Origin of the sequence: Bryocella elongata (assembly GCF_900108185.1) — a bacterium.
Taxonomy (GTDB): Bacteria; Acidobacteriota; Terriglobia; order Terriglobales; family Acidobacteriaceae; genus Granulicella; species Granulicella elongata.
Window position 1 is genome coordinate 80,661 of the sequence record NZ_FNVA01000004.1, and the last position, 25,224, is coordinate 105,884.

Genomic DNA, 25,224 nt, shown 5'->3' on the forward strand with positions numbered 1-25,224 from the left:
ACCCGGCGTCGTGCTCTAGGTGTCAGGACGCGCTGCTAAGAATTTGGTACGTGCCAATAGTAGTGCGAGCGGTAGATGGTTTTTCCCTGCCAAGCCCTCTCTTCCCACATGTTTTTGCCGTCTGACCCAATCTTCGCGTCTTCGCTTAGCCGGGCATACACTGCCGCGCTGATGTAGGTCGAATATAGCGGCTCGCTGATGCCGCTGAGTTTAGCGGCGTGATTTGCTGCGGGGCCTACCCAGACGAGGTCATTGGAGCCGCGAATTCCGGTTCGAGCGACGAGAAGCTGACTGGTATCAATTCCGACTACTTGCCGTAGTTGGAAGTCCGAGTTGTATTGGTTCTTGATCGCCGGGTTGATGATCTCGGTCACCGCCGCTTTAATTTTTAGGCCACAGCGGACGGCAGATGAATTCTTTGAACCGCCGATGAAAACAGCCATTACTCGATCACCGTCGTATGCAGTGATGACTCCGCCTTCAGACTTGATAAGACGTGCTGCGCACAAAAGATAGGTCTTATAGACTTCCGCTGCAAATTGCGGCGGGTTAGCGTCCACCATGCTAGTGGACCCGTCTATGTCTGCGTAGAGTACCGTTGCCTCGAGTTCTACTCCGTCGTTCGACATCTTGAGGTCAGGAGTGTCAGGAACAACCTGACCTTTTCTTGTCGACCAGACTTCACGGAAAACTGCTGCCACTTCAGACTTCAAGTCTTCAGCGAGACCCATGTTGCTCTCCTTCCTCTGGATGACGGGTATGTCGCGACTGTTGGTTCTAACGGTTTGGTCCGAGTCCGCGAATGACTTCACGAAGACGGTTACATGCCGGAGCGAGGGAGCGCGTCACGTCGTGAGGGTCGTACCGGTATGTAATTGCGTTGATCCCGTGGAGGTCTGACGGCAAATTGATCTCTTCACCTCGCGGCTCGACCAAGAGCGCGCGGTGTCGTCCTAAGCGACCCATGAAAAAACCTAACTCGAAAATTACATTGTCACGTGGTGTCGCCCTTTGTTGCCCACGACTCTCTGTAATGTCGTCCGGTTGAGCAACGGCAATTGCAATGTCAGATGCGTCTAGGGCGCGCTCGAGGCTTTCGATCGCGTATTGGGACGCACGAAAAACTCCGTCAGTCCACACCGTCACGTTGAATGGATCGTGGTCAAAGGCGGTTTGAATGGTACGCGCGATTTCAATCGCTTCGGAAGAAGATATTATGAATACGCGTATCCGATCACTCACCGTTGTGACTAATGCGTTTCGCTGTTCGAGCCTCCGGGCTAATTCCTTCGAAACGTGAAGCCGTATTTGTGGGTATTTGCTATAAAGCGCCGCGAACTGATTTTCACTTAGCTTTAGGATCACTGACGTTTCTCGCGAAGTTACAGTCGCCGACCTTCTCTGAGTTGGCTGGATGGCGACCATTTCTCCAACATGATCGCCTGTGAAGCGTGCCGCGACGATTCGGTTGTTTACGATGATGTCGAATACACCCGCAACAATCAGGTAGACGTCGTTGTCATCACCGCCTTGATGGATGATTGACTCACCTGCAGTTATTTGGCTCAGTTCTCCAATCGCAGCGGCTTCAGTTGCGAGGTCTAGATTACCCGCAATCAGCTTCTGGCTCAGGAGCGCGTCAAGCAGGACTCTTCGATTTGATTCTCCGGCGAATCGTTCAATCATCAGATTTCTCTCGTGAACCAGAAGGCCCCGGATCTCTCCGGGGCCTTCGCTATTGCTGGGCCGACCCCACCCTTCGACGATGGTGCTGTCGAAGGATGGGCCACCCGGTGGGGCTTAGTACATGCCGTCCATGCCGCCGCCACCGTGGTTGTGGCCGCCGGCTGCTTCCTTCTTCTCGGGGATCTCGGCGATCATGGCTTCGGTGGTGAGCATGAGGCCGGAGATCGACGCTGCGTTCTGGAGAGCGGTGCGGGTGACCTTGGTGGGGTCGATGACGCCGGCAGCGACGAGGTCCTCGTAGGCACCGGTTCCGGCGTTATAGCCAAAGTTGGTGTCCTTGGACTCGTTGATCTTGCCGATGACGACCGCGCCTTCTTCGCCCGCGTTGTGGACGATCATGCGGAGGGGCTCTTCGATGGCGCGGCGGATGATCGTTGCACCGATCTTCTCGTCACCTTCGAGGGTCTTGATGAGGGCGTCGACTGCGGGAGCGCAGCGGATGAGCGCCACACCGCCGCCCGGGACGATGCCTTCCTCAACGGCTGCACGGGTTGCGTGCATCGCGTCTTCCACGCGGGCCTTCTTCTCCTTCATCTCGGTCTCGGTAGCAGCACCGACCTTGATGACGGCGACGCCGCCGACGAGCTTGGCGAGGCGCTCCTGGAGCTTCTCACGGTCGTAATCGGAGGTGGTCTTCTCGATCTGAGCGCGGATCTCCTTGACGCGGCCTTCGAGCTTGGAGCCATCACCGCCGCCATCGACGATGGTGGTGTTGTCCTTGTCGATGGTGACGCGCTTGGCGGTGCCGAGGTCTTCGAGCTTGACGCCCTCGAGCTTGACGCCGAGGTCTTCGGTGATGGCCTTGCCGCCGGTGAGGACAGCGATGTCCTCGAGCATGGCCTTGCGGCGATCGCCGAAGCCGGGCGCCTTGACGGCGGCGACGTTGAGCGTGCCACGCAGCTTGTTGACGACGAGGGTGGCGAGCGCTTCACCGTCCACGTCCTCAGCAATGATGAGGAGGGGCTTGGCGGTGCGGGCGATCTGCTCGAGCAGGGGCAGCAGGTCCTTCATCGTGGAGATCTTCTTCTCGTAGATGAGGATGTAAGGGTTCTCGAGGGCCGCTTCCATGCGCTCTGCGTCGGTGACGAAGTAGGGCGAGAGGTAGCCGCGATCGAACTGCATGCCTTCGACGGTCTCGAGCTGGGTCTCCATGGTGCGGGACTCTTCGACCGTGATGACGCCATCCTTGCCGACGGTGGACATGGCAGCGGCGATGATCTCGCCGATCTGCGAATCCGAGTTGGCGGAGATGGTGCCGACCTGGGCGATCATGTCGCCGGAGACGGGCTTGGAGAACTCGGAGAGAGCTCCGCCGACTACGACGCCATTCTCATCGCGCTTGCCGATGATGGCGGCGACAGCCTTGTCGATGCCGCGCTTGAGTGCCATGGGGTTTGCACCGGCGGCGACGGTCTTGACGCCCTCGCGGTAGATGGCCTGGGCCAGAACGGTGGCGGTGGTGGTGCCGTCGCCGGCGATGTCGGAGGTCTTGGAAGCGACTTCCTTCACCATCTGTGCGCCCATGTTCTCGAGGCCGTCCGCGAGCTCGATCTCCTTGGCGACGGTGACGCCGTCCTTGGTGATGGTGGGGGAACCGAACTTCTTCTCGATGACGACGTTGCGGCCCTTGGGGCCGAGGGTCACCTTGACTGCGTTGGCGAGGGTGTTCACGCCACGCAGGATCGCCTGACGCGAATCTTCTCCGTGCAGAATCTGCTTTGCCATTGTGTTGTGCTCCGTCGCGGCGCCGAGGCCGCGGATGATTTCAGTAGGGTTCAGGGCCCAGGGCTCAGGGCCAAGGGTCCAAAAACGGGCAGGTTCGCTGGGCCCTTGGCCCTGGAACCTGTGCCCTCGTTACTTGAGGATTCCGAGGACTTCTTCTTCGCGCATGATGAGGAACTCATCGCCGTCGAGCTTGATCTCGGTGCCGGAGTACTTGCCGAAGAGGATGGTGTCGCCAGCCTTGACGTCGAGCGGGAAGACCTTGCCTTCGTCGTTGGACTTGCCCTTACCGACGGAGATCACCTCGCCCTGCTGCGGCTTTTCCTTGGCCGAGTCGGGGATGATGATGCCGAAGGAGGTGGTCTGGGTCGACTCTTCCTTGCGCTTGACCAGGATGCGGTCGTGGAGCGGCGTGAATGTAGCCATGATTCGTAGTTCTCCTTATGACTTGTGGGCGGAAAGGACCAGCTTTCGGGCTGGAACCAGGAGGGAAGTGGCAACTCGCAGAAGCCGCCGGAACGCGGCCAGGCTCGAGCTGGCAGTCTCCCTTGCCGATTGCTACTTTAGGCCTTAGCAATCGACCGTGTCAACTGCCAAGCGAGAAATCTCAGTGAATTACGCTCAGGTTTCAGCGGGCTGCGGAGTGGCTATGTCTGGAGGGAGTCTGGAGCGGCCAGAGCCGCGCGGCGGATAGGCCATTTCCTGGGCTGTCCCTGTACAATCTCTGCCATGCTGTCCGTGTTTCGCCTCCGTAAATTTGCTCTCGCCGCTGCCGCCGTCACCGCTTCGGGCCTCGTCTCCGCCTCGGCCCAGGACCCTGCCCATGGCCGCAAGTACAAGCCGCTTCCTCCGATCGCACATGTTGTGGTGACGGTGGAGAAGGGCTTCAACTCGAAGCCGTTGCCGAACGTTGCGGTGGTCTTCCACGCGACCCGCGACGGACGCGACGATGGGAACCTGGAAGTGAAGACCGATCCCGATGGGCGCGCTGCGATCGACGTGCTTGAAGTGGGCAGCCACGTGACGCTGCAGGTGATCGCCACCGGCTTTGCGACGTATTCGACGGAGTTCGACCTTACGGGAGACTCGAAGGAGATGCTGGTCAAGCTGCAGCGGCCGCGTGCGCAGGTTTCGGTCTATGAGGACAACGACGGCAAGGCTGCGCAGGTAAAGCCGGGCACCCAGGAGCGGGTGATCCCGAAGACGGCTCCTGCGACGACGACTCCGCCTGCTGCCCCAGCGACTCCGGCGACCACCACGCCGCCGGCTGGTGAAACACGTTGAGCCGCGAGCCGGGGGACCTTGCGGCTTCGAAGGCTCTGACCGGCCAGCGTGTGCTGATTACGGGCGGAGCCAAGCGGATTGGGCGGGCGATTGCGCTGGATCTGGCTGCGGCTGGCGCTCGCGTGGCAATTACGTATCGTGAGTCGAAGTTTGAGGCTGACCAGACGGTTGCGGATCTCGCGGCGGAGGGTTCGGATGCCTTTGCCGTGAAGTGCGATGTGAGCGACGAGGCCAGCGTGAATGCGGCTGTTGCGGAGGTCGTGCAGAAGATGCATGGGCTCGACCTCCTGATCAACAACGCGGGCGCGTTTGAGACTGCTCCGCTCGAGCAGATCACTGCGGAGCAGTGGGACGCGATGTTCGCGACCAACACGCGCGGGCCGTTCCTGGTGGCGAAGGCCGCGCATGGAGCGCTTGCGGCGGGAAGCGGGCGCATCGTGAATATTGGGTCGCTGGGCGGGCTGCATCCATGGCCGACGCATGCGCACTACTGCACGAGCAAAGCGGCGCTGCACATGCTGTCGCAGACGATGGCGAAGGCGTGGGCACCGGAGATCAGCGTGAATTGCGTGGCGCCGGGGATGATTGCGATTGGCGCGACCGATGCGGCGTATGAGCACCTGGCGGCGAAGACTCCGATGAAACGGAACGGGACCCCGGCGGATGTTGCGGCGGCGGTGTTGTTCTTCGCTACGGCGCCACACTTCATCACGGGGCAGCTGCTGGCGGTGGATGGTGGGCTGGCGCTGTAGGGGCAAGACCGCAAAGGAATAAACAGTAGACAGTAATCCTTAGTCCTCTGTCTGTTCTTCGAGGCGTAGGTCGTCGTGGTTGACGGCGACGCGCTCATCGAAGATGTAGCAGTCGCCGTTCCAGCGGCTTTCGGAGGGCTGCGTCTCCTGGAGGTAGCGGAGGATGCCTCCGCGCAGGTGATAGACCTCGGGAAAGCCCAATTGCAGCATGTAGGCTGAGGCTTTTTCGCAGCGGATGCCTCCGGTGCAGAACATGGCGACCTTCGGAGTTTGTGTGGGCTCGAGGTGCTCGGTGACCCAGGTGGCGAAGTCGGAGAAGGTATTGAGCGGCGGGGTTACGGCTCCGGCGAAGGTGCCGATCTCGGTCTCGTAGGTGTTGCGGGTGTCGAGGAGCAGCACGTTGGGGTCTGCGGCGAGGGCGTTCCAGTCGGCCGGGTCAACGTAGGTGCCGGGGCGGGTGGGATCGACGGGGTTTTCCGCGCGGAAGGTGATGATCTCGCGCTTGCGCTTGAACTTGAGGCGGCGAAAGGGTGGGGTCTCGGTGGTGGAGAACTTCACCTCGGAGCGCTCGAGGCCGCAGCGCTCGTCAAGCAGGGTGAGGAAGCGGTCGATGGACTCCTGTGAGCCCGCCATGGTGCCGTTGATGCCCTCGGGCGCGAGGAGGGTGGTGCCGCGAAGGTCGGTGTTCACAAAGGTCTGGTGCAGTTCGTCGCGCAGGGCCTGCGGATCGGATAGAGCGAAGAAGCGGTAGAAGGCGGCGACGGTGTACATGCTGAGTTCTAGTTTAGTGGGACGATGACGGGATGCGCTTCATTCCAGACTCAATGAGTGCATTGGCCTGAAACAAACAGTTGAAGGCGAAGATCATTGGATTACCGTAAAGCGAGAGCCGGCGACATTCGACGCAGCAGGCCATACCCCATCCTCTTTGCATAGCTAATTGATAAAATTGCACCAATGAGCGACGTTCAAGACCATTACAGTAATCTTCTCGCAAAGCACTACTCATGGATGTTTGGTACGTCATTCTCGGCAAAAGTAGCTGAGCAAAAAAAACATTCTTGAAGATGCGCTCCAGCCGATTGCGGACGATTCTGGACTCGGATTAGCAGTAGATCTAGGAAGTGGCCCAGGATTCCAGACCATTGCGCTCTCCGAGATGGGATATTCTCCGGTGCTTGCCTTAGATACGAGCGAATCTCTCCTCAAGGAGCTTCAGCTTCACCAGAAAGAACTGCCCGTTAGAACGATTTGCGCTGATCTATTGGATCTGAGCCATTTTGTATCTCCAGCGTCTGTGAATGCGATCGTCTGCATGGGGGATACGATCACTCACCTTGAGACCAAAGACGCTGTTGAAAGCCTTCTAGGCTCGGTCTTTGACGCCCTCGTTCCCGGTGGGAGACTTGTAATCAGCTACCGAGATCTCAGCGTCGAGGCTACCGGCCTCGATCGTTTCATTCCCGTCCATGCGGATGAAGATAAAGTCATGACCTGCTTTCTGGAATTCGATAAGACGGATACGGTCATGGTTCATGATTTGGTCTACAGCCGAGTGAATCACCAATGGCTACTCGAAAAGAGCAGCTACCGTAAGCTGCGCCTGCCTATTGGCTGGCTGGACGATGCGATGGTGCGGGTTGGTTTCGTCGTCCATAAGGGCCAAGCGGGGAGACTTCTTCGCCTAGTCGGGCGGAAACCGCAACCTCGATAGGCGCCTGTCCTACGGACGTTGGCTGCTCAGAGGCATCGGTGGCTGCGAGGTCGAAAGAGCGCATCATCGCCAAGGCGCGCACTGTCACCGGGTCTTGTGACGATAAGTCGGCGTAAGGTCATCCACTCCTCTTTCTCACGATGCTGAAGTGAGGGAAGGGAAGAGGATTCCCTTCGGAATGACAACCAAAGGATGCCGGGCGACGGGCCGGAGGCAGAGGGTTTGCTGCTGGTCGTCAAGCGGAGACTGTCAGTCCCAGATCGTCAGCGCCTGAAGATCTTCTTCCACCAGGGCCGGGGGGCGTCGTCGTCTTCGTCGTCGAAGAGGTTCCGGGGTGGGTCCTGTTCGGGAAGGGGCTGGCCTTCCCAGACGGACATGGAGTTCGTGAGGCAGAGGCGTTCGGCGTACTCTTCGCCGTGTTTGCGGGCGACCCACGCGCGGGCGGTGCTCATGCGGGGGAGGCGGCGGATGGGGTCGTGGGCGTCGGTGGCGAGGAAGTGTACCCAGCGGTCGGCGAGGAGCTGGTGGGCCATCTTCTCGGCGGGTCTGCCCATCTCGCCGGTGACAGACTGGCAGGTGACCTGGCAGAGGAGTCCGGCCTGCATCCACTCGCGGAGGCGCTCAGGGTCGCGCTGGAGGGTGGGGTTGCGCTCCGGGTGGGTGAGGATGGGCGTCATGCCGGCCTGGCGAAGGTCGTAGAGGGACTCCCCGAGGTTGCGGGAGATGGCCATGTCCGGGAGCTCGATGAGCAGGTACTCGGTCTGGCGGATTGTGTATTTGCGCGGGTTGGCGAGCGCATCTTCCACGTTGTCGTAGTTCATGTGGAAGTCGCAGCCCGTGCTGAGGTTCAGGGGGAGTTCCTCGGCGGCGAGGGCCTCGCGCAGCATGGCGAGACGCTCGGCGATGAGCTCGGGCTCGAAGGTGTATTTTCCGCTGGCGTGGGGGGTGCAGACGACGTGGGTGATGCCGTCGGCGACAGCAACCCGTGCCATATCAAGGGAGACGGCAAGATCCTTGGCGCCGTCGTCCATCCCGAACAACAGGTGGTGGTGCAGATCGACCATCGGACTTAAGCGTAACACCGTACAGCGTTTGGCCCAGGGGACGCATCGAACCGCTGAGAGTGCCCCGAGTATCGGCAGCGAGTGGGACGTCGTATGATGGCAGTTGAAACGCTGCTCGTCAAAACGTCCTGCGAACGTTCAGGGCACCCGGGCCCAGTTTGATTCCAAGTACGACAGGAAGTCTATTCATGTCTGACGTAACGACTCCGAAGGCGAAACCGCGTGTGCTGGTGGCTGACGACGAGCAGGTCATCGCCAACACCCTCGCCATCATTCTCAATCAAGCAGGCTTTGAAGCACGCGCCGTGTACAGCGGCGAGAAGGCCCTGGAAGCTCTCGACGGGTTCCAGCCGGACATGCTCATCTCGGACGTCATCATGACGGGGATGACGGGTATCGAAGCGGCGATCCAGACCCGCGCGAAGCTGCCGAACTGCAAGATCCTTCTGTTCAGCGGTCAGGCCGCGACGGCTGACCTGCTGGAGCGCGCCCGCACGCAGGGGCACGAGTTCGAGATCCTGGCCAAGCCGGTGCATCCGACGGACCTGCTCGCGAAGCTGCGGGCGTAAAATAGAAGATTCGAGAAACGAGAGGCGAGATGCGAGGCCCGGGGCGAAAGCCGGGGACTTGCATCTCGTTTTTTGTGCGTCGGGGCTGCGTCGGTGCTGGTCCCCGTGAGCTTGTGGCGCTGCGGAGAGGTTCTTTTCTGTAGAGGTATGAGGTTTTCAGGTCGCGGAGGATGACTCTTCGAGTCTTCCTCCACTGCAGCTGCGTGGTGAAGCTGTGGCTGGCGAGGGTAAGACGGTTGTTAGAGCGGGAGGCTGGCATTCCTGCGGCGGATCTCTTTGGCCTTCAGCTCGATGAGGTACTCGTAGAAGCTGGCCAGCGTGGCGTAGGCGATGCCGGCTGAGCCGTCGAGCACTGCGCCGCGCACGAACATCATGTACGCCCACTTGATGAGCGGGCGGCCGGGCAGGCGATAGAAGATGGCCTTCTGGGCGACGCGGCGTTCGTGGAAGTTCTTTGCGAAGAGAGCCTTGCGCAGGGAGGCGGAGCTATCGTCGGCTCTGGCGGCGAGGAGCTCGGCTTCCATCGTGGAGTAGGTGTTGTGCTTGGCCACCCAGTGGCTGATGCCCTTGGAAAAGGGATGATGGTCGAGTGGCGCGGTGAGGTTGGCGATGTCGCCCTCGACCTCGACGACCTCGTTGATCTCGCGGGTGTAGCGGGCGCGGCCGACGCGGAGCAGACGCACATAGAAGGGAGTCATCTGCGCGTGCCTGAGCCATGTGCCCCACAGGAAGTCCCGGCGGCGCATGCGGAAGCCGGCGACGTCTTCGGCGACGTTGGAGACGACCTGCTGCATCTCCGCGGCTAGTGCCGGGGTGACGCGTTCGTCGGCGTCGAGGACCAGGACCCAGGCATGGGCGAGGGAAAGCGCCAGGCCGGCGTTGCGCTGCTTTGCGTAGCTGTCAAAGGGGCGGATGGTGACCTTCGCACCGCGAGCCACGGCGATCTCACGGGTGCGGTCGGTGGACTGGGAGTCGAGGACGTGGATGTCGTCGGAGAAAGCGGCTGAGTCGAGGCAGCCGGGCAGATCCTGCTCCTCGTTCCGGGTGAGGATGAGAACGGAGATGCCGGTAGAGTCGATCAATCGGCAGGCACTCCGCGAGCTTCGGACTCCACGGGAAGCGGTCGACCGGCTTCATCGATGGTGCGGTTGCGCTCGCGGATGGGGACTGCGGGGTGGCCACTGTAGACGGTCCAGGGGCTGAGGTCGCGGGTGGCGACAGAGGCCAGGCCGAGGACGGCGCCTTCGCCGACGGTCACTCCGGGCGCCACACAGGCGCGGGCACAGATCCACGCATAGCGGTGGATGTGCATGCGATAGGAGAGCAACGGGAAGGCCGGATCGTCGGAGTCGTGGGTTGCACCACACAGGTAGGAGCCCTGCGAGAGGATGACGTGCGAGTCGAGCTGGATGGGCGAGGGGTTATAGATCTCGACACCATCTCCTGCGGCGACATGGTCTTCGCAGATCAGGTTCCAAGGCGCCCATACCCTGGAGCTCGGATAAAAGTGGCAGTCGGGGCCAACGGTGGCGCCAAAGCAACGGAGGAGCAAGGCCCGCCAGCGGTGCATGGTGCGGGGCGACGGGCGGTACAAAACAAGCCAGGTGATGTTCCACACCAGGCGTACCACGCGGTTGATGAGGGAGAACGAGGGCCGGGTATAGGCGTCGGCGTTATCCAGACCCTCCTGCGCGCGATAGTCGGGGAGACGCGCCATCAAGAGGTACCCTCCACGGGTGAGCCGGAAGGAACTTCGGCTTCATGTTGAAAGACGCGAAGTATGGCTTGCGCGTTGCGAGGCATATCGAATCGTTCTTCAAACATTTTACGAGCCTTGACCCCCATCTGCACCCGTTCATCGGAAGGAAGGCTGATCCAGCGTTGGAGGAGGGTGGAGACGCCTCTTGGGGTGTCGGCCTCCACCAGCGCACCGCCGGCATCTGCGATCTCCTGCGCGATGTTGACGGGGAAGGTGAGCAGCACGGGCCTGGAGGCCGCCATGGCTTCTGCAACGGCGACGCCGAAGTTTTCCTGGTGCGAAGTCAGGACAAAAGCCTCACAAGAGGCCAGCGCTCCGTACTTTGCATCGCCGCGAAGCATACCCGGCCAGTGTACGCGATCCGCGAAGGGGGAGGTCACCAGGCGCTGGCGAAGCTGCTGGCTCCAGCCGTTGGAATCGGGACCTGCCATGACGAGATGCAGGTCGGGATCGTTGGCCGCAGCGCCTTCGGGGGCGGTGAAGGCGTCCAGCAGGAGGTCACAGCCTTTCTTGGGGTCGATGCGCCCGAGGAAAAGGAGAAAGCGGTGGCCTGCGACACCGGGCACGGCTGCGGCGAAGGCATCGCCCTGTTCTTGGGTGTAGGGGGGAGGAGATTCGCACCCGATCGGCGTCACGGCGGAGCGCCACCGGGAAGGAGTGAAGGTCAGGAGGGCGAGATCGCGTTCGGCCGTGGCCGTGAACAGCACCCGATGGGCTCGTCGCAGCGTCCAGTACTCCTCCGTGAGCCAGTAGAGGCACTTCTTGAGGTGTTTGACTGGGTGCGCGCGGCGGAAGTACGGGTCGAGCATGCCGTGCGGGAAGACGGCGTAGGGAACCTTACCGTGGAGGGCGATGCGAGCAGCAACGCCGGTGTATTCCCAAAGGCCGTGGACGATCACACCGTCGTAGCGGTCGCGATGGACGATGAGCCAATCGCGAAGGGCTGGAACGTACCATTGCTTGCGGGCGGAGCCGAGGGCGTGGACGGTACAGGGCATCTCATGGAGAAAGCTGGCGAAGGGATCGTCGATCGTCGCCACTTCGCTTTCGAAGTCCGGAGGGGCGTGCTTCACGAGCATTCGGATCACCTCGGTGGGCCCTCCGGCGGCTGGATCCACCGTACCGATGAGATGAAGAATGCGCTGCATAAGTCCGACCTTGTCCCTTACGACCTTGTGTAAGACCCTGAAGCAAAAACGCGAAACCCGTTATGTGGGGACTATCGGGCGCACTGGAAGTGCTGGGTTTAGCAGCCGCAAGAATAACAGCGGTGGTGTTCGATCGGCTCTAAATCTTACTGCGACAAAGAGATACGTCTTGTTGCATAGGCGAGTGCCTCCCTGAGACCCACCACGTCCTGTTCAAAGCTCCAGGCTTCCATTCGTTCGACGGCGGCGCGGCCCATACGGTTGGCCGTGCCGGGTTGCTGGAGGACATCAAAGAGTGACTGTGCGAGAGCGCCAACATCTTCAACCGGAAAGACGTATCCCGCGACACCTGGGGTGACAAGGTCGAAGCTCGAGCCGACGTCCGAGGAGACGATGACTGCACAACCAGCGGCCATCGCCTCATTGACGATGAGGCCCCAGGGCTCATGGCGCGAGGGCAGCACAAAGACGTCGCTCATGGCGAAGAAGCCGGGGAGCTCGCTCTGATTGCGGAATCCGGCCAGGCGGACGTCGTGAAGCTGGTGATCGTGGATGTAGGCAGCGAGAGCCTGACGCTCCTCGCCGTCTCCGACGATGACAAGGTAAGGGGCAGGGCCAGCGAGGCGCGTGAGCAGCAGCTCGTAGGCTTTCACCAGGTCGATGGCTCGCTTGCGCTCCTGGAGCTTGGACGCGAACAGGATGATGGGCCGGCCGGGCTCGAGGCCGAGCTCTTCGCGTGGCGATCGGCTGGCGGCAGCCTTTGCCGCGAAGTAGGAGTTGTCGACGGCGTAGGGCATGAGGAACTGCGGGAAGTCGTCTCCGAAGTAGTGCTGCCAGTATTCGAGGTTGGCGGTGCCGATGGGCAGCGTTGCGGCGATGCCGTGGCTTAGCGCGCGCAGGAAGAGGCCTTTGAGCGCGAGCTTCCAGGGGCTGCGTGGCCGGTCAGCGAGCCAGGATTCGGCACGGAGGAGGACCGGAATCCCCAAAGCGTTCGCGCAGAGAATGCCCTGCAGGGCGTTGACGCTGGCGTAGCCGTGGACCCAAAGGGCGTCGAAGGCCGACGCCGAGCCCGAGCCGCGCAGGCGGCGAAAAAGGCCGCGGCTGATGGGGCTGGTGGCGGAGACTCCGCGGGTGTCCCGCAGCGGGGGAAGGAACTCGTGGTGATAGCCGTCGAGGAGCGGGGTATCCCAGGTCACCTCGACGCCGAAGCCCTCGTCTTTGTACGAGCGCACGGAAAAGTCGGAGCCGAACAGGACGGTAAGGTCGATGTCCGGCTCTCGAGCGATGCGACGCAGCAGCGGCGCCTGGTACTGGATCGGGTGGCTGACGAGGTAAGCCAGCCTGACCCTCTTGTCCTGCGCTGTTTGATTCATCAACGTCTTAGACGCGTTTCGGACTACTGCCGCGCGATGGCAATGGCGGTAACAGCCAGACTGACGGCGCCGATCAGTGTGCCCAGGCCACCCTGTTCGATGGCGAGCTTCAGACCGCTCTGGGGGACGAAGACGATGTCGTTGGGCTGAAGAATGGGATCCGGAGCCTTGCCGTAGAAGACTGCGGAGGCATCCAGCTTGACGACGGTGCGCTTGTCACCGATGGTGCGGATGATGCGGACGTCATGGGGCTTGGCATCGAAGGCGAGGCCGCCGGTGAGGGCGGATGCCTGCATCAGCGTCAGGGGAGCATACGGTGTCAGGTTGATGACCCCGGGGTTCTTGAACTGGCCCACCATGTAGACGACGCCGATCCTTGCGACGATGACGGTGTCACCGGGGAAGATGGGCACGTTGGAGCGCGCGCTGTGGAGCGGATCGCTTCCGAGATCGACCACGATCGGTTCGAGGGAACCGGGGCGATTGATGGTGATGACGTGGCTCGCAGTGGGGGGAAGGCCACCGGCGGCAGAGAGAACCTCAAGCAGGGGACGTGAGCCGATGATGGGCACGACGCCGTGCATCTCGCCGATCATGGTGGCGGCCGTGTTCGGGCCTTCCGTTACGGTGAGGGTGACCGCCGGGTCGCGGTACATGCCAGCCTGATCGAGTGCGTGGGCGATGTGGACCTCGGCCTCGGAGATGCTGAGACCGGCGAGCTTGATCTCTCCAATCAGCGGAAGGAGGATGTTGCCGTTTGCTCCGATTCGCCCGATGGGGACGTATTCGGGCTGATTGAAGATGTGGACCTGCACTTCGTCGCCCACCGTGAGGACCTGGTCGTGCTCGACGGGGTAGAGCAGTGACTGGTCGGTGGTGATGCTGGTGGGCCGGTTGAGCTCCGCGCCGACGGAGCTTGTCGCCGGTCCATTGAACTGAGCTCGAGCTCCGCTTGCAGCGAGTAACAAGGGGAGAAGGACGAATGAGAGCCGGGCGAGGCGGGCAGTGGAGCTGCCAGTACGCACCGCAAGATTGCTGAGTTGCGTGCGCATTATTCCCCTCCTCGCTCTTCTTTGCTCTTGGACTTGCGCTTGTCGGACTTGGAGGCCCAGCCGTCGTGCTCGACGCCCTGAGAACCGTATCCGGAGTAGCCGTAGTACCCGTAGTAGGAGTAGTACTCCGGCGAGTTGAGATCGACGGCGTTGAGGGCGATACCTGCCAGTGGAGCTCCCGAGCGGATGAGGAGGTCGCGGGCGCGGCGCACAGCCTGCTTGCCGCTCTTGCCGTGGCGTACGACGAGGACGACGGTGTCGACCTCAGGCGCGAGCACGATGCTGTCCGTTACGGAGAGCAGTGGTGGTGAATCGATGACGATGTGCGTATAGATGCCGCGGCACTGCTCCACGAGGTTGCGCATCACCTGCGAACTCAGCATCTCGGTGGGGAACGGAGGAACGGGGCCGCTGACCAGTACATCGAGGTTGGGCAGCTCCGGGACGCGCTGCAGGGCCTGTTCCAGCGTGGCGCTGCCGGTGAGTACGGAGCTGAGGCCGATCTTGCCATTGAGGCCGAATCGATGATGCACGGTCGGCCGCCGGAGATCGGCGTCGATCAGCAGCGTCTTGACATCGCGCTGTGCCAGTACTGTGGCAAGGTTCGTAGAGACGGTCGTCTTGCCTTCGGAAGGGGTGGAGCTGGTGACGAGGACGACCTTGGGCTCTTTGCCCGCCGTTGCGAGCAGCAGCGAGGTGCGAAGGCCGCGGAAGGACTCGGCGAACTGTGACTTGGGAGCCGCCAGAACACCAATGTTGCGAGCGACGAGGCCAGTCGCGTTCTGCTCGGCGCTGGTGCGGCGGGTCTTCGGGATGACGGCCAGGGATGGCAGGCCGGTGATCCGCTCGATCTCCATGACGTCACGGAGCCCGGTATCGAGGCTGTCGAGGACGAAGGCCACGATGAGGCCGACGATGAGCGCGACGACGAGGTCGATCATCAGGATCGTCGAGCGAGGTTTGAGCGTCGGATAGACGGGCGGAACGGCGTTGTCGACGATCTCGATCTCGGTGGACTCGAGGCCGGCTTCAACGGCAGCGGAGCGCAGTCGCTGCAGGAGGCCATCGTAGAGCTGCCGGTTGGTCTCATACTCCCGCTGGCGAAGCGTGTACTGGACCATCTGGTCGCGGAGCTGGTAAGCGGTGGACTTCTCCGCTTCGAGAGCGCCGCGGGTCTGTTGCTCGTTGGTCCGTGAAGCGATGTAGTTCTGCCTGGCCTGGGCGAGGATACGATCCTGCTCGGCGCGGATCTCCTGGTTCAGGGTGTCGACCTGAGCGCGCAGGGCCCTGATCTGCGGGTTTCTGTCGCCCATGGCGACGTTGAGCTTGGCGAGATCCGCCTTGGTGGTCTCCATCTGCGTGCGAAGAGTCGCAAGCTGCTGGTCGCCTGCTCCGGGAGCTCCGCTGGTCAGGTTGCCGCTGGAGCCTACCTGGGTGGATGCCACCGAGTCGTCGATCTGGTTCGGATCCATCCCGCTGAGGGTGTGGTAGCGGACTTCCGCCATGATGCGGGAGATCTGAGCCTGCCCCACGGCGCGGTTCAGATCCTCGAGGCTGGTGGTGATCTCATTGTGGGTGGGATCAAAACCAAGTATGCCGATCTTCTTCTGAAGATCGATCATCTGCTCCTGAGAGGTCTCAACCTGCTGCTTGAGGTCGCCGAGCTGGGTAGACAGGAAGTCGGAGACGCGCTTCTGAGCCTCGGCGCTGGACTCGAGGCTGCGGAAGATGTATTCGCGGATCAGCTTGTTGACGATCTCTGCGGAGAGATCCGCGCTGAACGTCTGGCAGCTGATGTGGATCAGGTCGGTCTTGGCGATGACCGATACATTGACGTCGGCACGGAGGGTGTACAGGACCATCTGGCGAACGACGGGGTCGTCGATGTTGCGATGGGGCTGCGCTTGCTTGGACTTCTGGGTGCCAAGGAACCAGGGGTTATTGGCGAGATCGAGGTCGCGGGCGACGGTGAGCAACAGCGTGTCGCTCTTGAGGATGGAGACCTGGGTCGGCAGGTGCGCGGACGAGCTTTCGATGCCGCTGCCGCCGGTTGCGGCGCCAATCTTGTATTCGTTGGAGGCGCCGCTGCGGATTTCGATATTGCCGTAGGCTTCGAACAGCCGCGGTTGCGTCGCGCTCTGATAGAGCGCGAGAAGGATGCCAATCAGCGCGGCGGCCAGGATCCAATATTTGCGTTTGCGTATGGTGAGCCAAGCGTCCGATAAGGTCGTATCACCGGAGGCCCGATCCTGCATCGCCTGCGGCATCACGACCTCGGACTCGCTCGCCTGGGAAGTCTGGGCGCGGACCGGAATCATTGCGTTCAGTGTACGCGATCCGGTGCGCAAAGCGATGACGACATTGGGCGAAGCAGTTGTACGACGCAAATCGTGACAGTGTCTGTGATAATGAGCAAAGAAATCCATCCCTGCCAGTAGCAGGACGTGCACGAAAGGGTGTATCGAGATGAAAGAACCCATCCGAATTGCGGTTGTGGGCTCAGGGTATGTAGGACTTGTCGCAGCCCTCTGTTTTGCCGAGATGGGCCACGAGGTATTGTGCGTCGATAACGACGAACGCAAGGTGGCCGCGCTGCAGGGTGGCGATACCCTCATCCACGAGAACCATCTGCCTGAGTTGCTGAATCGCTACCGGAACCAGCAGGTGCGATTCACGACCGATCTCGCCGAGGCGACGCGCCTGTGCGCGGCGATTTTCATCGCTGTGGGTACTCCGCAATCGGAGACGGGCGACGCGGATCTGTCCTATGTGGAGGCTGTCGCGAGCGAGATTGCACGGCACATCGACAGCTATAAGGTCATCGTCGAAAAGAGCACCGTTCCGGTGTACACGAATGAGTGGATTCGCCGGGTGATCGAGCGGAACGGCGTTCGCCGGGACGCATTCGATGTCGTGTCGAACCCGGAGTTCCTTCGTGAAGGCACAGCAGTGGAAGACTTCCTGCACCCGGATCGCATCGTCGTGGGCGCTGACTCCGAGCGTGCAGCGAAGGTGCTGAATGCGATCTACGCTCCGTTGACGGACGGCAGCTACTACGACAGCCCGACGAAGATTCCGGGCTGCTGCTCGCGTGAGAACCTGCCGCCGCTGCTCAACACGTCGACCAAGAGTGCCGAGATCATCAAGCATGCGTCGAATGCGTTCCTGGCGCTGAAGATCAGCTTCATCAATGCGGTGTCGAACCTGTGCGAAGCTGCAGATGCCAACGTGGAGCAGGTAGCTCGCGGCATTGGGCTGGATTCCAGGATCGGGCCGAAGTTTCTGCGGCCGGGTATTGGATACGGCGGATCGTGCTTCCCGAAGGATGTCGCAGCGTTCCGTTCGGTCGCAGACCAGATGGGCGTGGACTTCAACCTGCTGGCAGAGGTTGAAAAGATCAACGTCAACCAGAAGAAGCGTTTCCTCGCGAAGGTTCGCGGCGCACTGTGGACGCTTCGAGGCAAGCGGCTGGCGGTGCTGGGCCTGGCGTTCAAGGGCGATACCGACGACATCCGCGAGAGCCCCGCGATCGACCTGGTAGAGATGCTGCTGGGCGAAGGCTGCGTGGTGGTGGCTTATGATCCCGCAGCGATGAAGCGTGCGCAGGCGGAGCTTCCTCCTTCCGTGCAGATGCGTTACGCGGAGTCGGTGGATGACGCTGTGCGGGATGCGGATGCGGTGCTGGTGCTTACGGACTGGCGCGAGTTTGCGGAGATCGATCTCGAGCAACTCCATAGCCTGCTGCGCTATCCGATCGTGATCGATGGTCGCAACCTGTTCGATCCTGCACGTATGGCCGAAGCGGGGTTCACGTACCTGAGCGTAGGGCGTGCGACCGTTACCCCCGTCCGCGAGACGGTCGATAATGTGGCCTGAACGAGTCATGCGCTTCAACAGGGCCGATGAGCCCGTTGGGGCCGGGAAGAACGCAACGAGCTGATGGCATCACAGAACATTCTGGTAACGGGGGCGGCCGGGTTTCTCGGCTCCCACCTTGTCGATCGACTTCTCGCCGAGGGCAACACTGTGCTCGGCGTCGACAATCTTTCGACCGGTAGCCTGGCGAACATTGCTCATCTTGAGCGTGAGCCGCGCTTCGGTTTCGAGGAGCACGATATCTGCACGCCTTTTGATTTTGGGCGGGTGGATTACGTGTTTAACTTCGCTTCGCCGGCGAGTCCGATTGACTACATGCGGCTCGGCGTTGAGACGTTGGATGTGGGGTCGACTGGCACGAAGAACTCTCTCGAGGTGGCACGGAAATACGGTGCCGGGTACCTGCATGCTTCGACGTCGGAGTGCTATGGCGATCCCGAGGTACATCCGCAGGTCGAGACCTACTGGGGCAACGTGAATCCCATCGGGCCGCGGTCGGTTTATGACGAGGCGAAGCGCTTCTCGGAGGCGCTGGTGACCGCGTACTTCCGGTACTACGGTGTGAACACGCACCTGGTGCGGATCTTCAATACGTACGGCCCGCGGTTGCAGCCGAACGATGGCCGCGTGATCAGCAACCTGATGATGCAGGCGCTGCGGGGCGAGTCGCTGACGGTGTACGGTGATGGCTCGCAGACGCGGAGCTTCTGCTATGTGTCGGACCTGATCGATGGCATCTACAAGCTGTCGAAGTCGCCGAAGCATGGTCCGGTCAATATCGGCAATCCGACGGAGTGGACGATCCTGGAGTGCGCGAAGGAGATTCAATCGCTGATTGGGTCCGACTGCGAGATCCTCTTCAAGCCCCTGCCGCAGGATGATCCCAAGCAGCGCCGCCCGGACATTACACGAGCCCGTGAGCTGCTGGGCTGGGAACCGAAGGTCTCACTGAGTGAGGGACTCGCGAAGTCGCTGGACTACTTCAAGGAATGTGTGGCGGCAGAAGAACTGGCGAAGAGTGGTAAGTGATAAGTGCCAGGTGAGAAGCGTAAAAAGAGCGGAGCCCAAGGGCTCCGCTCTTTTCATTGACGCGCAAATGAGGCAGGTGGCGGCTCATTCTTGAGCGCCGCCACGTCTCTCACTTGCCACTTGCCACTTGCCACTTGCCACTTGCCACTCTTCCACTACTTCCCATTCAGTCCCGTCGTCTTCATTCTTGGGTACCAGGTGAACTGTGCGGCGATGGTGGAGTCGGTCTGCTGGCCGGTCTTCCAGATGGGGGCCTTCCAGCGCTCGTAGGTGTACCAGGCGTTGAGTTCGAGTTCGGGGCGCAGGCGCTTGACCACGTCGATGGTGAACTGGTTTTGCGTGGTGCCGCCGGGGATAAAGTCCTTGGCGTTCTTCTTGTTCAGGTAGCTCATCTGGACCCACTCGTTGCCGGAGAGGTGATATGTGAGCCAGGCTTGTCCGCCTTTGGCTTCGCGCCCGATCCAGTCGCCGAGGATGTAGCCCTTGTTGGTGTAGCCCTGGACCTGAACGACCTCCCAGTACTGATGCGAGCCATTGACGCTGGCCAGGGTGGCGCCGTCGGTGCTGGTGGCTTCCACGCGGAGATCGAGCTTCGGCATTCCCGGAAACTGCGAGAGGTAGATGCCCGGCCGATAGGCTGCGCGCCGGGGTGCGCTGATGGGGAAGACGTCGTCGTGGGTCTCGGAGTCGGTGTAGAGCGTGAGGTAGTGACTGAGAAAGGGAAGTCGCCAGGAGAAGTTGAAGGCCGTGAAGCGAGCTCCGGGGTCCTCCCGCGAATACTTCACCGCGCCGGTTGTGTCCGAGGTGGAGAAGAAGCTCTTGAGGAAGGTATGGAAGGTGACGGGCTCATGTCCCTTGCCGCCCCAGATGACCGAACGCTGGAAGCCGAACTCGAAGTCCTTGGTGGGGTGGAAGGAGATCATCTCGGAGTGGATCCAGGGATCGTTGGGATCGGTGTGGCCTTTGAGCGAACCGACGAAGAAGTCATAGCGGGTGGGGCCGAGGACACGGCTCAGTAGCGGGATGTGCAGCGGCTCCACGCGGTTGATGCGGAAGGAGTAGATATTTTCGGCGTTGTTGCTCCACGCCATGGCTCCGCCCATGCCCGGGCCAAGCCAGGAGTCGGTCTTGCCGCCGGAGATCTCGTGTCCGAGGATGTGGAAGGAGATGGCTGCTTCCTGGAGGCGAAGAGGATTCTGCGCGCCGGTGTTGCCGTAGGGGATGGTGGCCTGGGGGTTGTTGGGCGCGCTGAAGGGCGCGATCTCGTCGATGCTGGACAGCTGCTGCGCGAGCGCGAGGGGATAGCCGGAGTACGCCGGAGCGTGCTGGAACTCGCCGCGCACGTAGAACGAGAAGCGCCACCACTCATTCACGCTGGAGAAGCCGGTGACGTTGTTGAAGCCTGTGGCGTAGGGGCGGCCGTAGTCGTTGTAGCGGGTCTGTCCGAGGTGGAAGCTGTCGCGCAGCACCGGCCCGGCTATGCCCATCATGCGGGTGTAGTAGGTGTCGAAGCCGTAGACGGCGCCGCGGTCCTCGGCGTTGCGCGGCTCCTCAAGGAGGTAGTCCTGCAGCTTGGCGAGGATCTCGATGGCCTGGTCGTTGCCGCTGGAAAGCACATCGTCCTCGGTCTTCTCGATCATGTGGAGGACGCTGCGGCGGGTCCAGGGACGCATGCCGAGGAAGGCCGAATCGAGGTAGCCCATCGAGTAGAGCCGCATCGCCATGGCGTAGATGGGGCTGTCGACGGGGATGTAGGTCGAGCCCAGGGCATCCTTCACGGCCTCGGCGAAGGGATCATACGGCGGCATGGCGGTGAAGACCCTGGGCTTCACGTTGGCTGTCTGGGTCTGCTCGGGGGTGAGTTCGCCGGGAGTGGAAGGGGTCGGCGAGGTCTGCACGGGAGCGCCGCTGGGGATGGCCGGGGCGACGGGGGCCTGCGGGACGGGGGCAGCAACAACCGGGGCGGCAGGCTGCGGGGTTGCGGTGACCGCGGGCGTCACCGGGGCTGGAGCAGGCGTGGTCTGGGGCACCGGGCTCGGTGACGGGGCGGAGGTAGTATCTGGTGCTGCTGGTGCCGCACTCGGCGGCGGATAGGTCGGCTCGGCCGCATCCGTGGGGATGGGCATGGAAGGCAGGCTGCTCGCCGGAACGGGCGTGGCCGGGGGCAGGGAAGGCAGTTGCTGCGGAGTTCCCTGGGTCTGCGAGAACGCAGCGAACGGGATGGAAACTGCTGACAGCAGACAGATTGCGTGGAGCCTGAAACGAAGCTGCGACGGGCGCATATGCCCCTTAGTGTACCGGTGTGACATCCGAGAAGGGTTCCCTGCTGCGTTCGATGCAGAAAGGAGCCTCTGGGGCATCCCGTCTTTCGGTTGCCAGTGAAGGCTGCTCAGGTGGAGGCCCCTGCTAGCGTTCGAGCGGGATGCTCCGGACGCTCATATAGTCTTCGAGGCGCTGGATGGGCTGCTCGGCGGCCTTGAGTTTGTTGGGCGAGCAGAGGGCCCAGACCAGGATCGGTCCCGCGCCAAGGCGGACGTGGATCATCGACTCCTGCATGACGCGATATAGGGCGACGGCATCCTCACCGTCGACGGAGACGATGGGCACCTTGCTCCTGGCGGAGAGTTTTTCGGCGGCAGGCCAGTCGAGAGCGCCTGGGGTGGCGGAGGGCTTGCCATCGGTGGTGTCGATGCAGAGGACGATGAGGGCGAGTTCGGCGCGCATGGCGTAGTCCAGCGCCTCAGCCCAGGCGGTTTCGGAATTGGAGCCGGCCTCGGTGAAGACGATGGCGGCGCGGTCGAGCTTTGCAAGCTTGAATCCCTGAGCGATGCCGGCGGCGGTGGCGATGCGCTCGCGCGTGGGCTTGGCTGGGAGAGGAACGGCTTTCTTTGACTCGGCCTTCGTTGTCTTCTTCGGAGCCTTTGTTGTGGCCGAAGGCAGAGCGGCTTCGGTGCCGGGCGCGGCGGCATAGTCCCCGGCCTCGAGGTGCATGATGGTCGCGGCCTTGAGGGCTTCGAGGCGCGGGCCCTTGGTGGTACGGCCATCGAGCGCGCGAAGGCGGAGCATCAGCGCGCGAAGCTCCTGGAGCTTGCGATGGGGAAGCAGGGGATTCTCAGCCAAGTGTTCGTTTCCTTGCAGGGAGTGCGCTCGTGAAACGCTCGAGCTTCGACAAGTATGCCGGAGCGAGCGGGTTTGCTTGGAGGATTTCTTTTACCGCATGTTGACTTTCGGTCATGGTGGCGAATCACAAAACAAAAGGCACGACCGAAGTCGTGCCTTTGCGTTCGTGCGTGGCCGTGGAGCACCCCACCCTTTCGCAAACTGCGCGAAAGGATGGGCCACCCAGTGTCGTACCCGGTCTGGCTAGGCTTTGGCGGCGCTGGGAGCGTCGGCCGAGAGGCCGAGTTCCGCAATGGCCTTCTCTGCTGCCTTGGGCTTGATGACGCCTTCGCGCGCGAGCTTGGAGAGCGTGGCGGCGACGATCGACTCGGCGTCCACCTCGAAGTGACGGCGGAGGTGCGCGCGGTTGTCGGAGCGGCCGAAGCCGTCGGTACCGAGGGAGAGCAGACGGTTGCTGAGCCAGGGCGACAGGGCATCGGGCATGGACTTGATGTAGTCCGAGGCCGCGATGATGGGGCCAGTGGTCTTGCCGATGACGTCGACAAGGTAGGGGGTCTTTTCCTTCTGCGCGGGGTGCAGGCGGTTCCAGCGCTCGGTCTCGACGCAGTCGCGGCGAAGCTCGTTGTAGCTGGTGACGCTCCAGACATCGGCGGCGACGTTGTACTTGGCCTCTAGAATTTCCTGGGCGCGAAGTACCTCGTTGAGGATGGGGCCGGAGCCGAAGAGCTGCACCTGCGCGGGCTTTGCTGGCTCCGTTGAGGCGGCCTTGAACTTGTAGATGCCGCGCAGAATGCCTTCGCGGATGGTGTCTACGTTCTCGCAGGCAGGCTGGACGTAATCCTCGTTGTACATGGTGATGTAGTAGAAGGTGTCTTCCATCTTCTGGTACATCCGCTCGATGCCGTCCTGCACGATGACGGCGAGTTCATACACGTAGGCGGGGTCGTAGGTCTTGCAGGTGGGGATGGTGCCGGCGAGGACGTGCGAGTGGCCGTCCTGGTGCTGTAAACCCTCTCCTAACATTGTGGTTCGACCTGCAGTCCCGCCCATGAGGAACCCTTTTCCACGCGAGTCGGCGAAGGCCCACGCCATGTCGCCGATGCGCTGGAAGCCGAACATGGAGTAGTAGAGGTAGAAGGGCACCATGGGCACGCGGTAGTTGGTGTACGCGGTGCCTGCGGCGGTGAAGCTGGCCATGGAGCCGGCCTCGGTGATGCCTTCCTCGAGGATCTGGCCGTTTTTCTTCTCGGAGTAGCTGAGGAAGACGTCCGAGTCATGTGGCGTGTACTTCTGCCCTTCGGGCGCGTAGATGCCGACGGCCTTCATGACGGACTCGAAGCCGAAGGTGCGGCCCTCGTCAGGGATGATGGGCACAACGTACTTGCTGATGCCCGAAGCGGGCTTGAGCATGCCGTTGAGCATGTTGACGAAGCCCATCGTTGTGGACGCGGCGCGACCCTTGGAGCCACCGAGCCACTCCTTGAAGAAGTCCATCGACGGGGCTTTGAACTCGAAGGGCTTGACCTCGCGCTTGGGCATGTAGCCACCGAGCTCGGCGCGGCGGGCGTGCATATAGGCCATGGCCGCGTCGTCGTTCGCGGGCTTGTAGAACTGGGCGCTGTCGATCTGCTCCGGTGTGAGCGGAATCTCGAAGCGGTCGGCGAAGGCTACGAGGTCCTTCTCGGAGAGCTTCTTCTCGGAGTGGGTGGCGTTGCGGGCCTGGGCAAACGCCAGACCGTAGCCCTTGACGGTGTGCGCGAGGATCACGGTCGGGCCGCCCTTGTGCTCGGTGGCGCGCTTGTAGGCGTTGTAGACCTTGGCTGTGTCGTGGCCGCCGCGATGGAGGTGGGCGAGCTCTTCGTCGGTCTTGTCTTCGACCAGCTTGAGCAGCTCGGGATACTTGCCGAAGAAGTGCTCGCGGAGGTAGGCGCCGCCCTTGGCCTTGAAGGCCTGGTACTCACCGTCGACGCACTCTTCCATGCGTTTGAGCAGGAGGCCCTGGTGGTCGCGGGCGAAGAGCTCATCCCAGTCCGAGCCCCAGATGACCTTGATGACGTTCCAGTTGGCGCCGCGGAAGGTGGACTCGAGCTCGTCGATGATGCGCGCGTTGCCGCGGACGGGGCCGTCGAGGCGCTGCAGGTTGCAGTTGACAACGAAGATGAGGTTGTCGAGCTTTTCGCGCGAGCCGAGGTTGATGGCGCCGAGGGTGTCGACCTCGTCCGTCTCGCCGTCGCCAAGGAAGCCCCACACCTTGCGGTCGGTCTTCTCGATGAGGCCGCGGTTCTCGAGGTACTTCATGAAGCGGGCCTGGTAGATGGCGTTCAGAGGGCCGATGCCCATGGAGACGGTGGGGAACTGCCAGAAGTCCTTCATCAGCCAGGGGTGCGGGTAGGAGGACAGGCCGGGGGTGTCACGCAGCTCGTGGCGGAAGTTCTTGAGGTGCTCTTCGGTGAGGCGGCCTTCGAGGAAGGCGCGGGAGTAAACGCCGGGCGAGGCGTGGCCCTGGAAGTAGATGAAGTCGCCGGGCTGGTCGCCATACGAGGCGCGGAAGAAGTGGTTGAAACCGACTTCCAGCAGCGTGGCCTGCGAGGAGTAGGTGGAGATGTGGCCGCCGATGCCGGCGTCGTACTTGTTCTGCTTGTGCACCATCGCCATGGCGTTCCAGCGAAGGAGGGATTCGACGCGGCGTTCGAGGGTGCGGTCTCCGGGGTAGGGGACCTCGTCATGCTTGGGAATCGTGTTCAGATAGGGAGTGACGGTGCTGCCGGTGGCGGGCACGCCAGCCTCGCGAGCGCGGGTGCGCAGCGCTTCGAGCAACTTGGCGCCTTGTTCCCAATCCTCGGCGACTACCTGGTCGAATGCCTCAATCCACTCCGAGACCTCTGCGGTCAAATCCTTCTTTACTGCCTCGTCGAGTACTGCCATCGCTTATAACCCCTGTCGAACGCACTTATATCCACTGTCTACGATAAATCCGTCTGCGGTCGTTGTCACACGTCACTGTGATGTGCGCACG

The 25,224-nt window shown here is 61.9% G+C and carries 21 protein-coding genes; 6 read left to right on the plus strand and 15 right to left on the minus strand.

The window, feature by feature from the left end; all coding sequences use genetic code 11:
- Positions 1 to 35 precede the first annotated feature (35 nt).
- The 4 genes from C4S68_RS12270 to C4S68_RS12285 all read right to left on the minus strand — a co-directional run bounded on the left by C4S68_RS12270 (position 36) and on the right by C4S68_RS12285 (position 3,894).
- Positions 36 to 731: an adenylate/guanylate cyclase domain-containing protein gene (locus C4S68_RS12270; protein WP_103933386.1), complete on the minus strand. Its 696-nt coding sequence runs from the start codon at positions 729 to 731 to the stop codon at positions 36 to 38.
- Positions 732 to 777: 46 nt separating this feature from the next.
- A complete protein-coding gene (locus C4S68_RS12275) occupies positions 778 to 1,686 on the minus strand; it encodes a TIR domain-containing protein (protein ID WP_103933387.1) in 909 nt (302 codons plus the stop codon).
- Between the two features lie 114 nt (positions 1,687 to 1,800).
- Positions 1,801 to 3,471, minus strand: a complete 1,671-nt coding sequence (gene groL, locus C4S68_RS12280) for a chaperonin GroEL (protein WP_103933388.1) — start codon at positions 3,469 to 3,471, stop codon at positions 1,801 to 1,803.
- 129 nt (positions 3,472 to 3,600) lie between these two features.
- A complete protein-coding gene (locus C4S68_RS12285; RefSeq protein ID WP_103933389.1) occupies positions 3,601 to 3,894 on the minus strand; it encodes a co-chaperone GroES in 294 nt (97 codons plus the stop codon).
- Positions 3,895 to 4,197: 303 nt separating this feature from the next.
- On the opposite strand from C4S68_RS12285, the gene C4S68_RS12290 reads away from it, so the two are divergent.
- On the plus strand, positions 4,198 to 4,752 hold the full coding sequence (locus C4S68_RS12290) for a peptidase associated/transthyretin-like domain-containing protein (RefSeq protein ID WP_103933390.1): 555 nt from the start codon (positions 4,198 to 4,200) through the stop codon (positions 4,750 to 4,752).
- Positions 4,749 to 5,504, plus strand: coding sequence for an SDR family NAD(P)-dependent oxidoreductase (locus C4S68_RS12295; protein ID WP_103933391.1), 756 nt, complete (start codon positions 4,749 to 4,751; stop codon positions 5,502 to 5,504). Before C4S68_RS12290 ends, C4S68_RS12295 begins: the two co-directional genes overlap by 4 nt.
- 39 nt (positions 5,505 to 5,543) lie before the next feature.
- On the opposite strand, the gene trhO is transcribed toward C4S68_RS12295, so the two are convergent.
- Positions 5,544 to 6,275 (minus strand): oxygen-dependent tRNA uridine(34) hydroxylase TrhO, encoded by a 732-nt coding sequence (trhO, locus tag C4S68_RS12300; protein ID WP_103933392.1) that lies wholly within the window; start codon positions 6,273 to 6,275, stop codon positions 5,544 to 5,546.
- A gap of 310 nt (positions 6,276 to 6,585) precedes the next feature.
- Here trhO and C4S68_RS12305 point away from each other — a divergent pair, with 310 nt between their 5' ends.
- On the plus strand, positions 6,586 to 7,218 hold the full coding sequence (locus tag C4S68_RS12305; RefSeq protein WP_268807282.1) for a class I SAM-dependent methyltransferase: 633 nt from the start codon (positions 6,586 to 6,588) through the stop codon (positions 7,216 to 7,218).
- A 263-nt stretch (positions 7,219 to 7,481) separates the two neighbouring features.
- Here the strand turns inward: C4S68_RS12305 and C4S68_RS12310 are convergent, their stop codons facing one another.
- Complete coding sequence (locus C4S68_RS12310) at positions 7,482 to 8,282, minus strand: tyrosine-protein phosphatase (protein WP_103933394.1); 801 nt, start codon at positions 8,280 to 8,282, stop codon at positions 7,482 to 7,484.
- 188 nt (positions 8,283 to 8,470) lie between these two features.
- On the opposite strand from C4S68_RS12310, the gene C4S68_RS12315 reads away from it, so the two are divergent.
- Complete coding sequence (locus C4S68_RS12315) at positions 8,471 to 8,851, plus strand: response regulator (protein WP_103933395.1); 381 nt, start codon at positions 8,471 to 8,473, stop codon at positions 8,849 to 8,851.
- A gap of 239 nt (positions 8,852 to 9,090) precedes the next feature.
- On the opposite strand, the gene C4S68_RS12320 is transcribed toward C4S68_RS12315, so the two are convergent.
- The 6 genes from C4S68_RS12320 to C4S68_RS12345 form a co-directional block, all read right to left on the minus strand.
- Positions 9,091 to 9,933: a glycosyltransferase family 2 protein gene (locus tag C4S68_RS12320; protein WP_235011557.1), complete on the minus strand. Its 843-nt coding sequence runs from the start codon at positions 9,931 to 9,933 to the stop codon at positions 9,091 to 9,093.
- Positions 9,930 to 10,568 (minus strand): LbetaH domain-containing protein, encoded by a 639-nt coding sequence (locus C4S68_RS12325; RefSeq protein ID WP_235011558.1) that lies wholly within the window; start codon positions 10,566 to 10,568, stop codon positions 9,930 to 9,932. The genes C4S68_RS12320 and C4S68_RS12325 overlap by 4 nt, the downstream gene beginning before the upstream one ends.
- Entirely contained in the window at positions 10,568 to 11,758 is a 1,191-nt protein-coding gene (locus tag C4S68_RS12330) for a glycosyltransferase (protein WP_103933396.1), read from the minus strand. Before C4S68_RS12330 ends, C4S68_RS12325 begins: the two co-directional genes overlap by 1 nt.
- A 146-nt stretch (positions 11,759 to 11,904) precedes the next feature.
- Complete coding sequence (locus tag C4S68_RS12335; protein ID WP_103933397.1) at positions 11,905 to 13,131, minus strand: glycosyltransferase family 4 protein; 1,227 nt, start codon at positions 13,129 to 13,131, stop codon at positions 11,905 to 11,907.
- Positions 13,132 to 13,154: 23 nt separating this feature from the next.
- Positions 13,155 to 14,183 carry a polysaccharide biosynthesis/export family protein gene (locus tag C4S68_RS12340; RefSeq protein WP_103933398.1) on the minus strand — a complete coding sequence of 343 codons (1,029 nt, stop codon included), beginning with the start codon at positions 14,181 to 14,183 and terminating at the stop codon, positions 13,155 to 13,157.
- Positions 14,183 to 16,501, minus strand: coding sequence for a GumC family protein (locus tag C4S68_RS12345; protein WP_235011559.1), 2,319 nt, complete (start codon positions 16,499 to 16,501; stop codon positions 14,183 to 14,185). Before C4S68_RS12345 ends, C4S68_RS12340 begins: the two co-directional genes overlap by 1 nt.
- 148 nt (positions 16,502 to 16,649) lie before the next feature.
- On the opposite strand from C4S68_RS12345, the gene C4S68_RS12350 reads away from it, so the two are divergent.
- Positions 16,650 to 18,059, plus strand: coding sequence for a UDP-glucose dehydrogenase family protein (locus C4S68_RS12350; RefSeq protein ID WP_103933399.1), 1,410 nt, complete (start codon positions 16,650 to 16,652; stop codon positions 18,057 to 18,059).
- A gap of 63 nt (positions 18,060 to 18,122) precedes the next feature.
- The gene (locus C4S68_RS12355) at positions 18,123 to 19,088 is read left to right on the plus strand and encodes a UDP-glucuronic acid decarboxylase family protein (protein WP_103933400.1); all 966 of its coding nucleotides are present in this window, start codon (positions 18,123 to 18,125) and stop codon (positions 19,086 to 19,088) included.
- A gap of 155 nt (positions 19,089 to 19,243) precedes the next feature.
- Here the strand turns inward: C4S68_RS12355 and C4S68_RS12360 are convergent, their stop codons facing one another.
- From C4S68_RS12360 to aceE, 3 genes are all read right to left on the minus strand, one after another.
- Positions 19,244 to 21,214 (minus strand): capsule assembly Wzi family protein, encoded by a 1,971-nt coding sequence (locus C4S68_RS12360; RefSeq protein ID WP_235011560.1) that lies wholly within the window; start codon positions 21,212 to 21,214, stop codon positions 19,244 to 19,246.
- Positions 21,215 to 21,494: 280 nt separating this feature from the next.
- Positions 21,495 to 22,208: a thiamine pyrophosphate-dependent enzyme gene (locus C4S68_RS12365; RefSeq protein ID WP_103933402.1), complete on the minus strand. Its 714-nt coding sequence runs from the start codon at positions 22,206 to 22,208 to the stop codon at positions 21,495 to 21,497.
- A gap of 243 nt (positions 22,209 to 22,451) precedes the next feature.
- Positions 22,452 to 25,133, minus strand: coding sequence for a pyruvate dehydrogenase (acetyl-transferring), homodimeric type (gene aceE, locus C4S68_RS12370; RefSeq protein ID WP_103933403.1), 2,682 nt, complete (start codon positions 25,131 to 25,133; stop codon positions 22,452 to 22,454).
- Positions 25,134 to 25,224: the final 91 nt, after the last annotated feature.

What these genes read in the sequence shown, in the direction of transcription:
- trhO (WP_103933392.1), bottom strand. Translation starts at nt 6,275, where the DNA reads ATGTACACCGTCGCCGCCTTCTACCGCTTCTTCGCTCTATCCGATCCG.
- aceE (WP_103933403.1), bottom strand. Translation starts at nt 25,133, where the DNA reads ATGGCAGTACTCGACGAGGCAGTAAAGAAGGATTTGACCGCAGAGGTC.
- C4S68_RS12345 (WP_235011559.1), bottom strand. Translation starts at nt 16,501, where the DNA reads ATGATTCCGGTCCGCGCCCAGACTTCCCAGGCGAGCGAGTCCGAGGTC.
- C4S68_RS12330 (WP_103933396.1), bottom strand. Translation starts at nt 11,758, where the DNA reads ATGCAGCGCATTCTTCATCTCATCGGTACGGTGGATCCAGCCGCCGGA.
- C4S68_RS12360 (WP_235011560.1), bottom strand. Translation starts at nt 21,214, where the DNA reads ATGCCCATCCCCACGGATGCGGCCGAGCCGACCTATCCGCCGCCGAGT.
- C4S68_RS12340 (WP_103933398.1), bottom strand. Translation starts at nt 14,183, where the DNA reads ATGCGCACGCAACTCAGCAATCTTGCGGTGCGTACTGGCAGCTCCACT.
- C4S68_RS12335 (WP_103933397.1), bottom strand. Translation starts at nt 13,131, where the DNA reads ATGAATCAAACAGCGCAGGACAAGAGGGTCAGGCTGGCTTACCTCGTC.
- C4S68_RS12325 (WP_235011558.1), bottom strand. Translation starts at nt 10,568, where the DNA reads ATGGCGCGTCTCCCCGACTATCGCGCGCAGGAGGGTCTGGATAACGCC.
- C4S68_RS12315 (WP_103933395.1), top strand. Translation starts at nt 8,471, where the DNA reads ATGTCTGACGTAACGACTCCGAAGGCGAAACCGCGTGTGCTGGTGGCT.
- C4S68_RS12350 (WP_103933399.1), top strand. Translation starts at nt 16,650, where the DNA reads ATGAAAGAACCCATCCGAATTGCGGTTGTGGGCTCAGGGTATGTAGGA.
- C4S68_RS12310 (WP_103933394.1), bottom strand. Translation starts at nt 8,282, where the DNA reads ATGGTCGATCTGCACCACCACCTGTTGTTCGGGATGGACGACGGCGCC.
- C4S68_RS12285 (WP_103933389.1), bottom strand. Translation starts at nt 3,894, where the DNA reads ATGGCTACATTCACGCCGCTCCACGACCGCATCCTGGTCAAGCGCAAG.
- C4S68_RS12270 (WP_103933386.1), bottom strand. Translation starts at nt 731, where the DNA reads ATGGGTCTCGCTGAAGACTTGAAGTCTGAAGTGGCAGCAGTTTTCCGT.
- C4S68_RS12355 (WP_103933400.1), top strand. Translation starts at nt 18,123, where the DNA reads ATGGCATCACAGAACATTCTGGTAACGGGGGCGGCCGGGTTTCTCGGC.
- C4S68_RS12275 (WP_103933387.1), bottom strand. Translation starts at nt 1,686, where the DNA reads ATGATTGAACGATTCGCCGGAGAATCAAATCGAAGAGTCCTGCTTGAC.
- C4S68_RS12290 (WP_103933390.1), top strand. Translation starts at nt 4,198, where the DNA reads ATGCTGTCCGTGTTTCGCCTCCGTAAATTTGCTCTCGCCGCTGCCGCC.
- groL (WP_103933388.1), bottom strand. Translation starts at nt 3,471, where the DNA reads ATGGCAAAGCAGATTCTGCACGGAGAAGATTCGCGTCAGGCGATCCTG.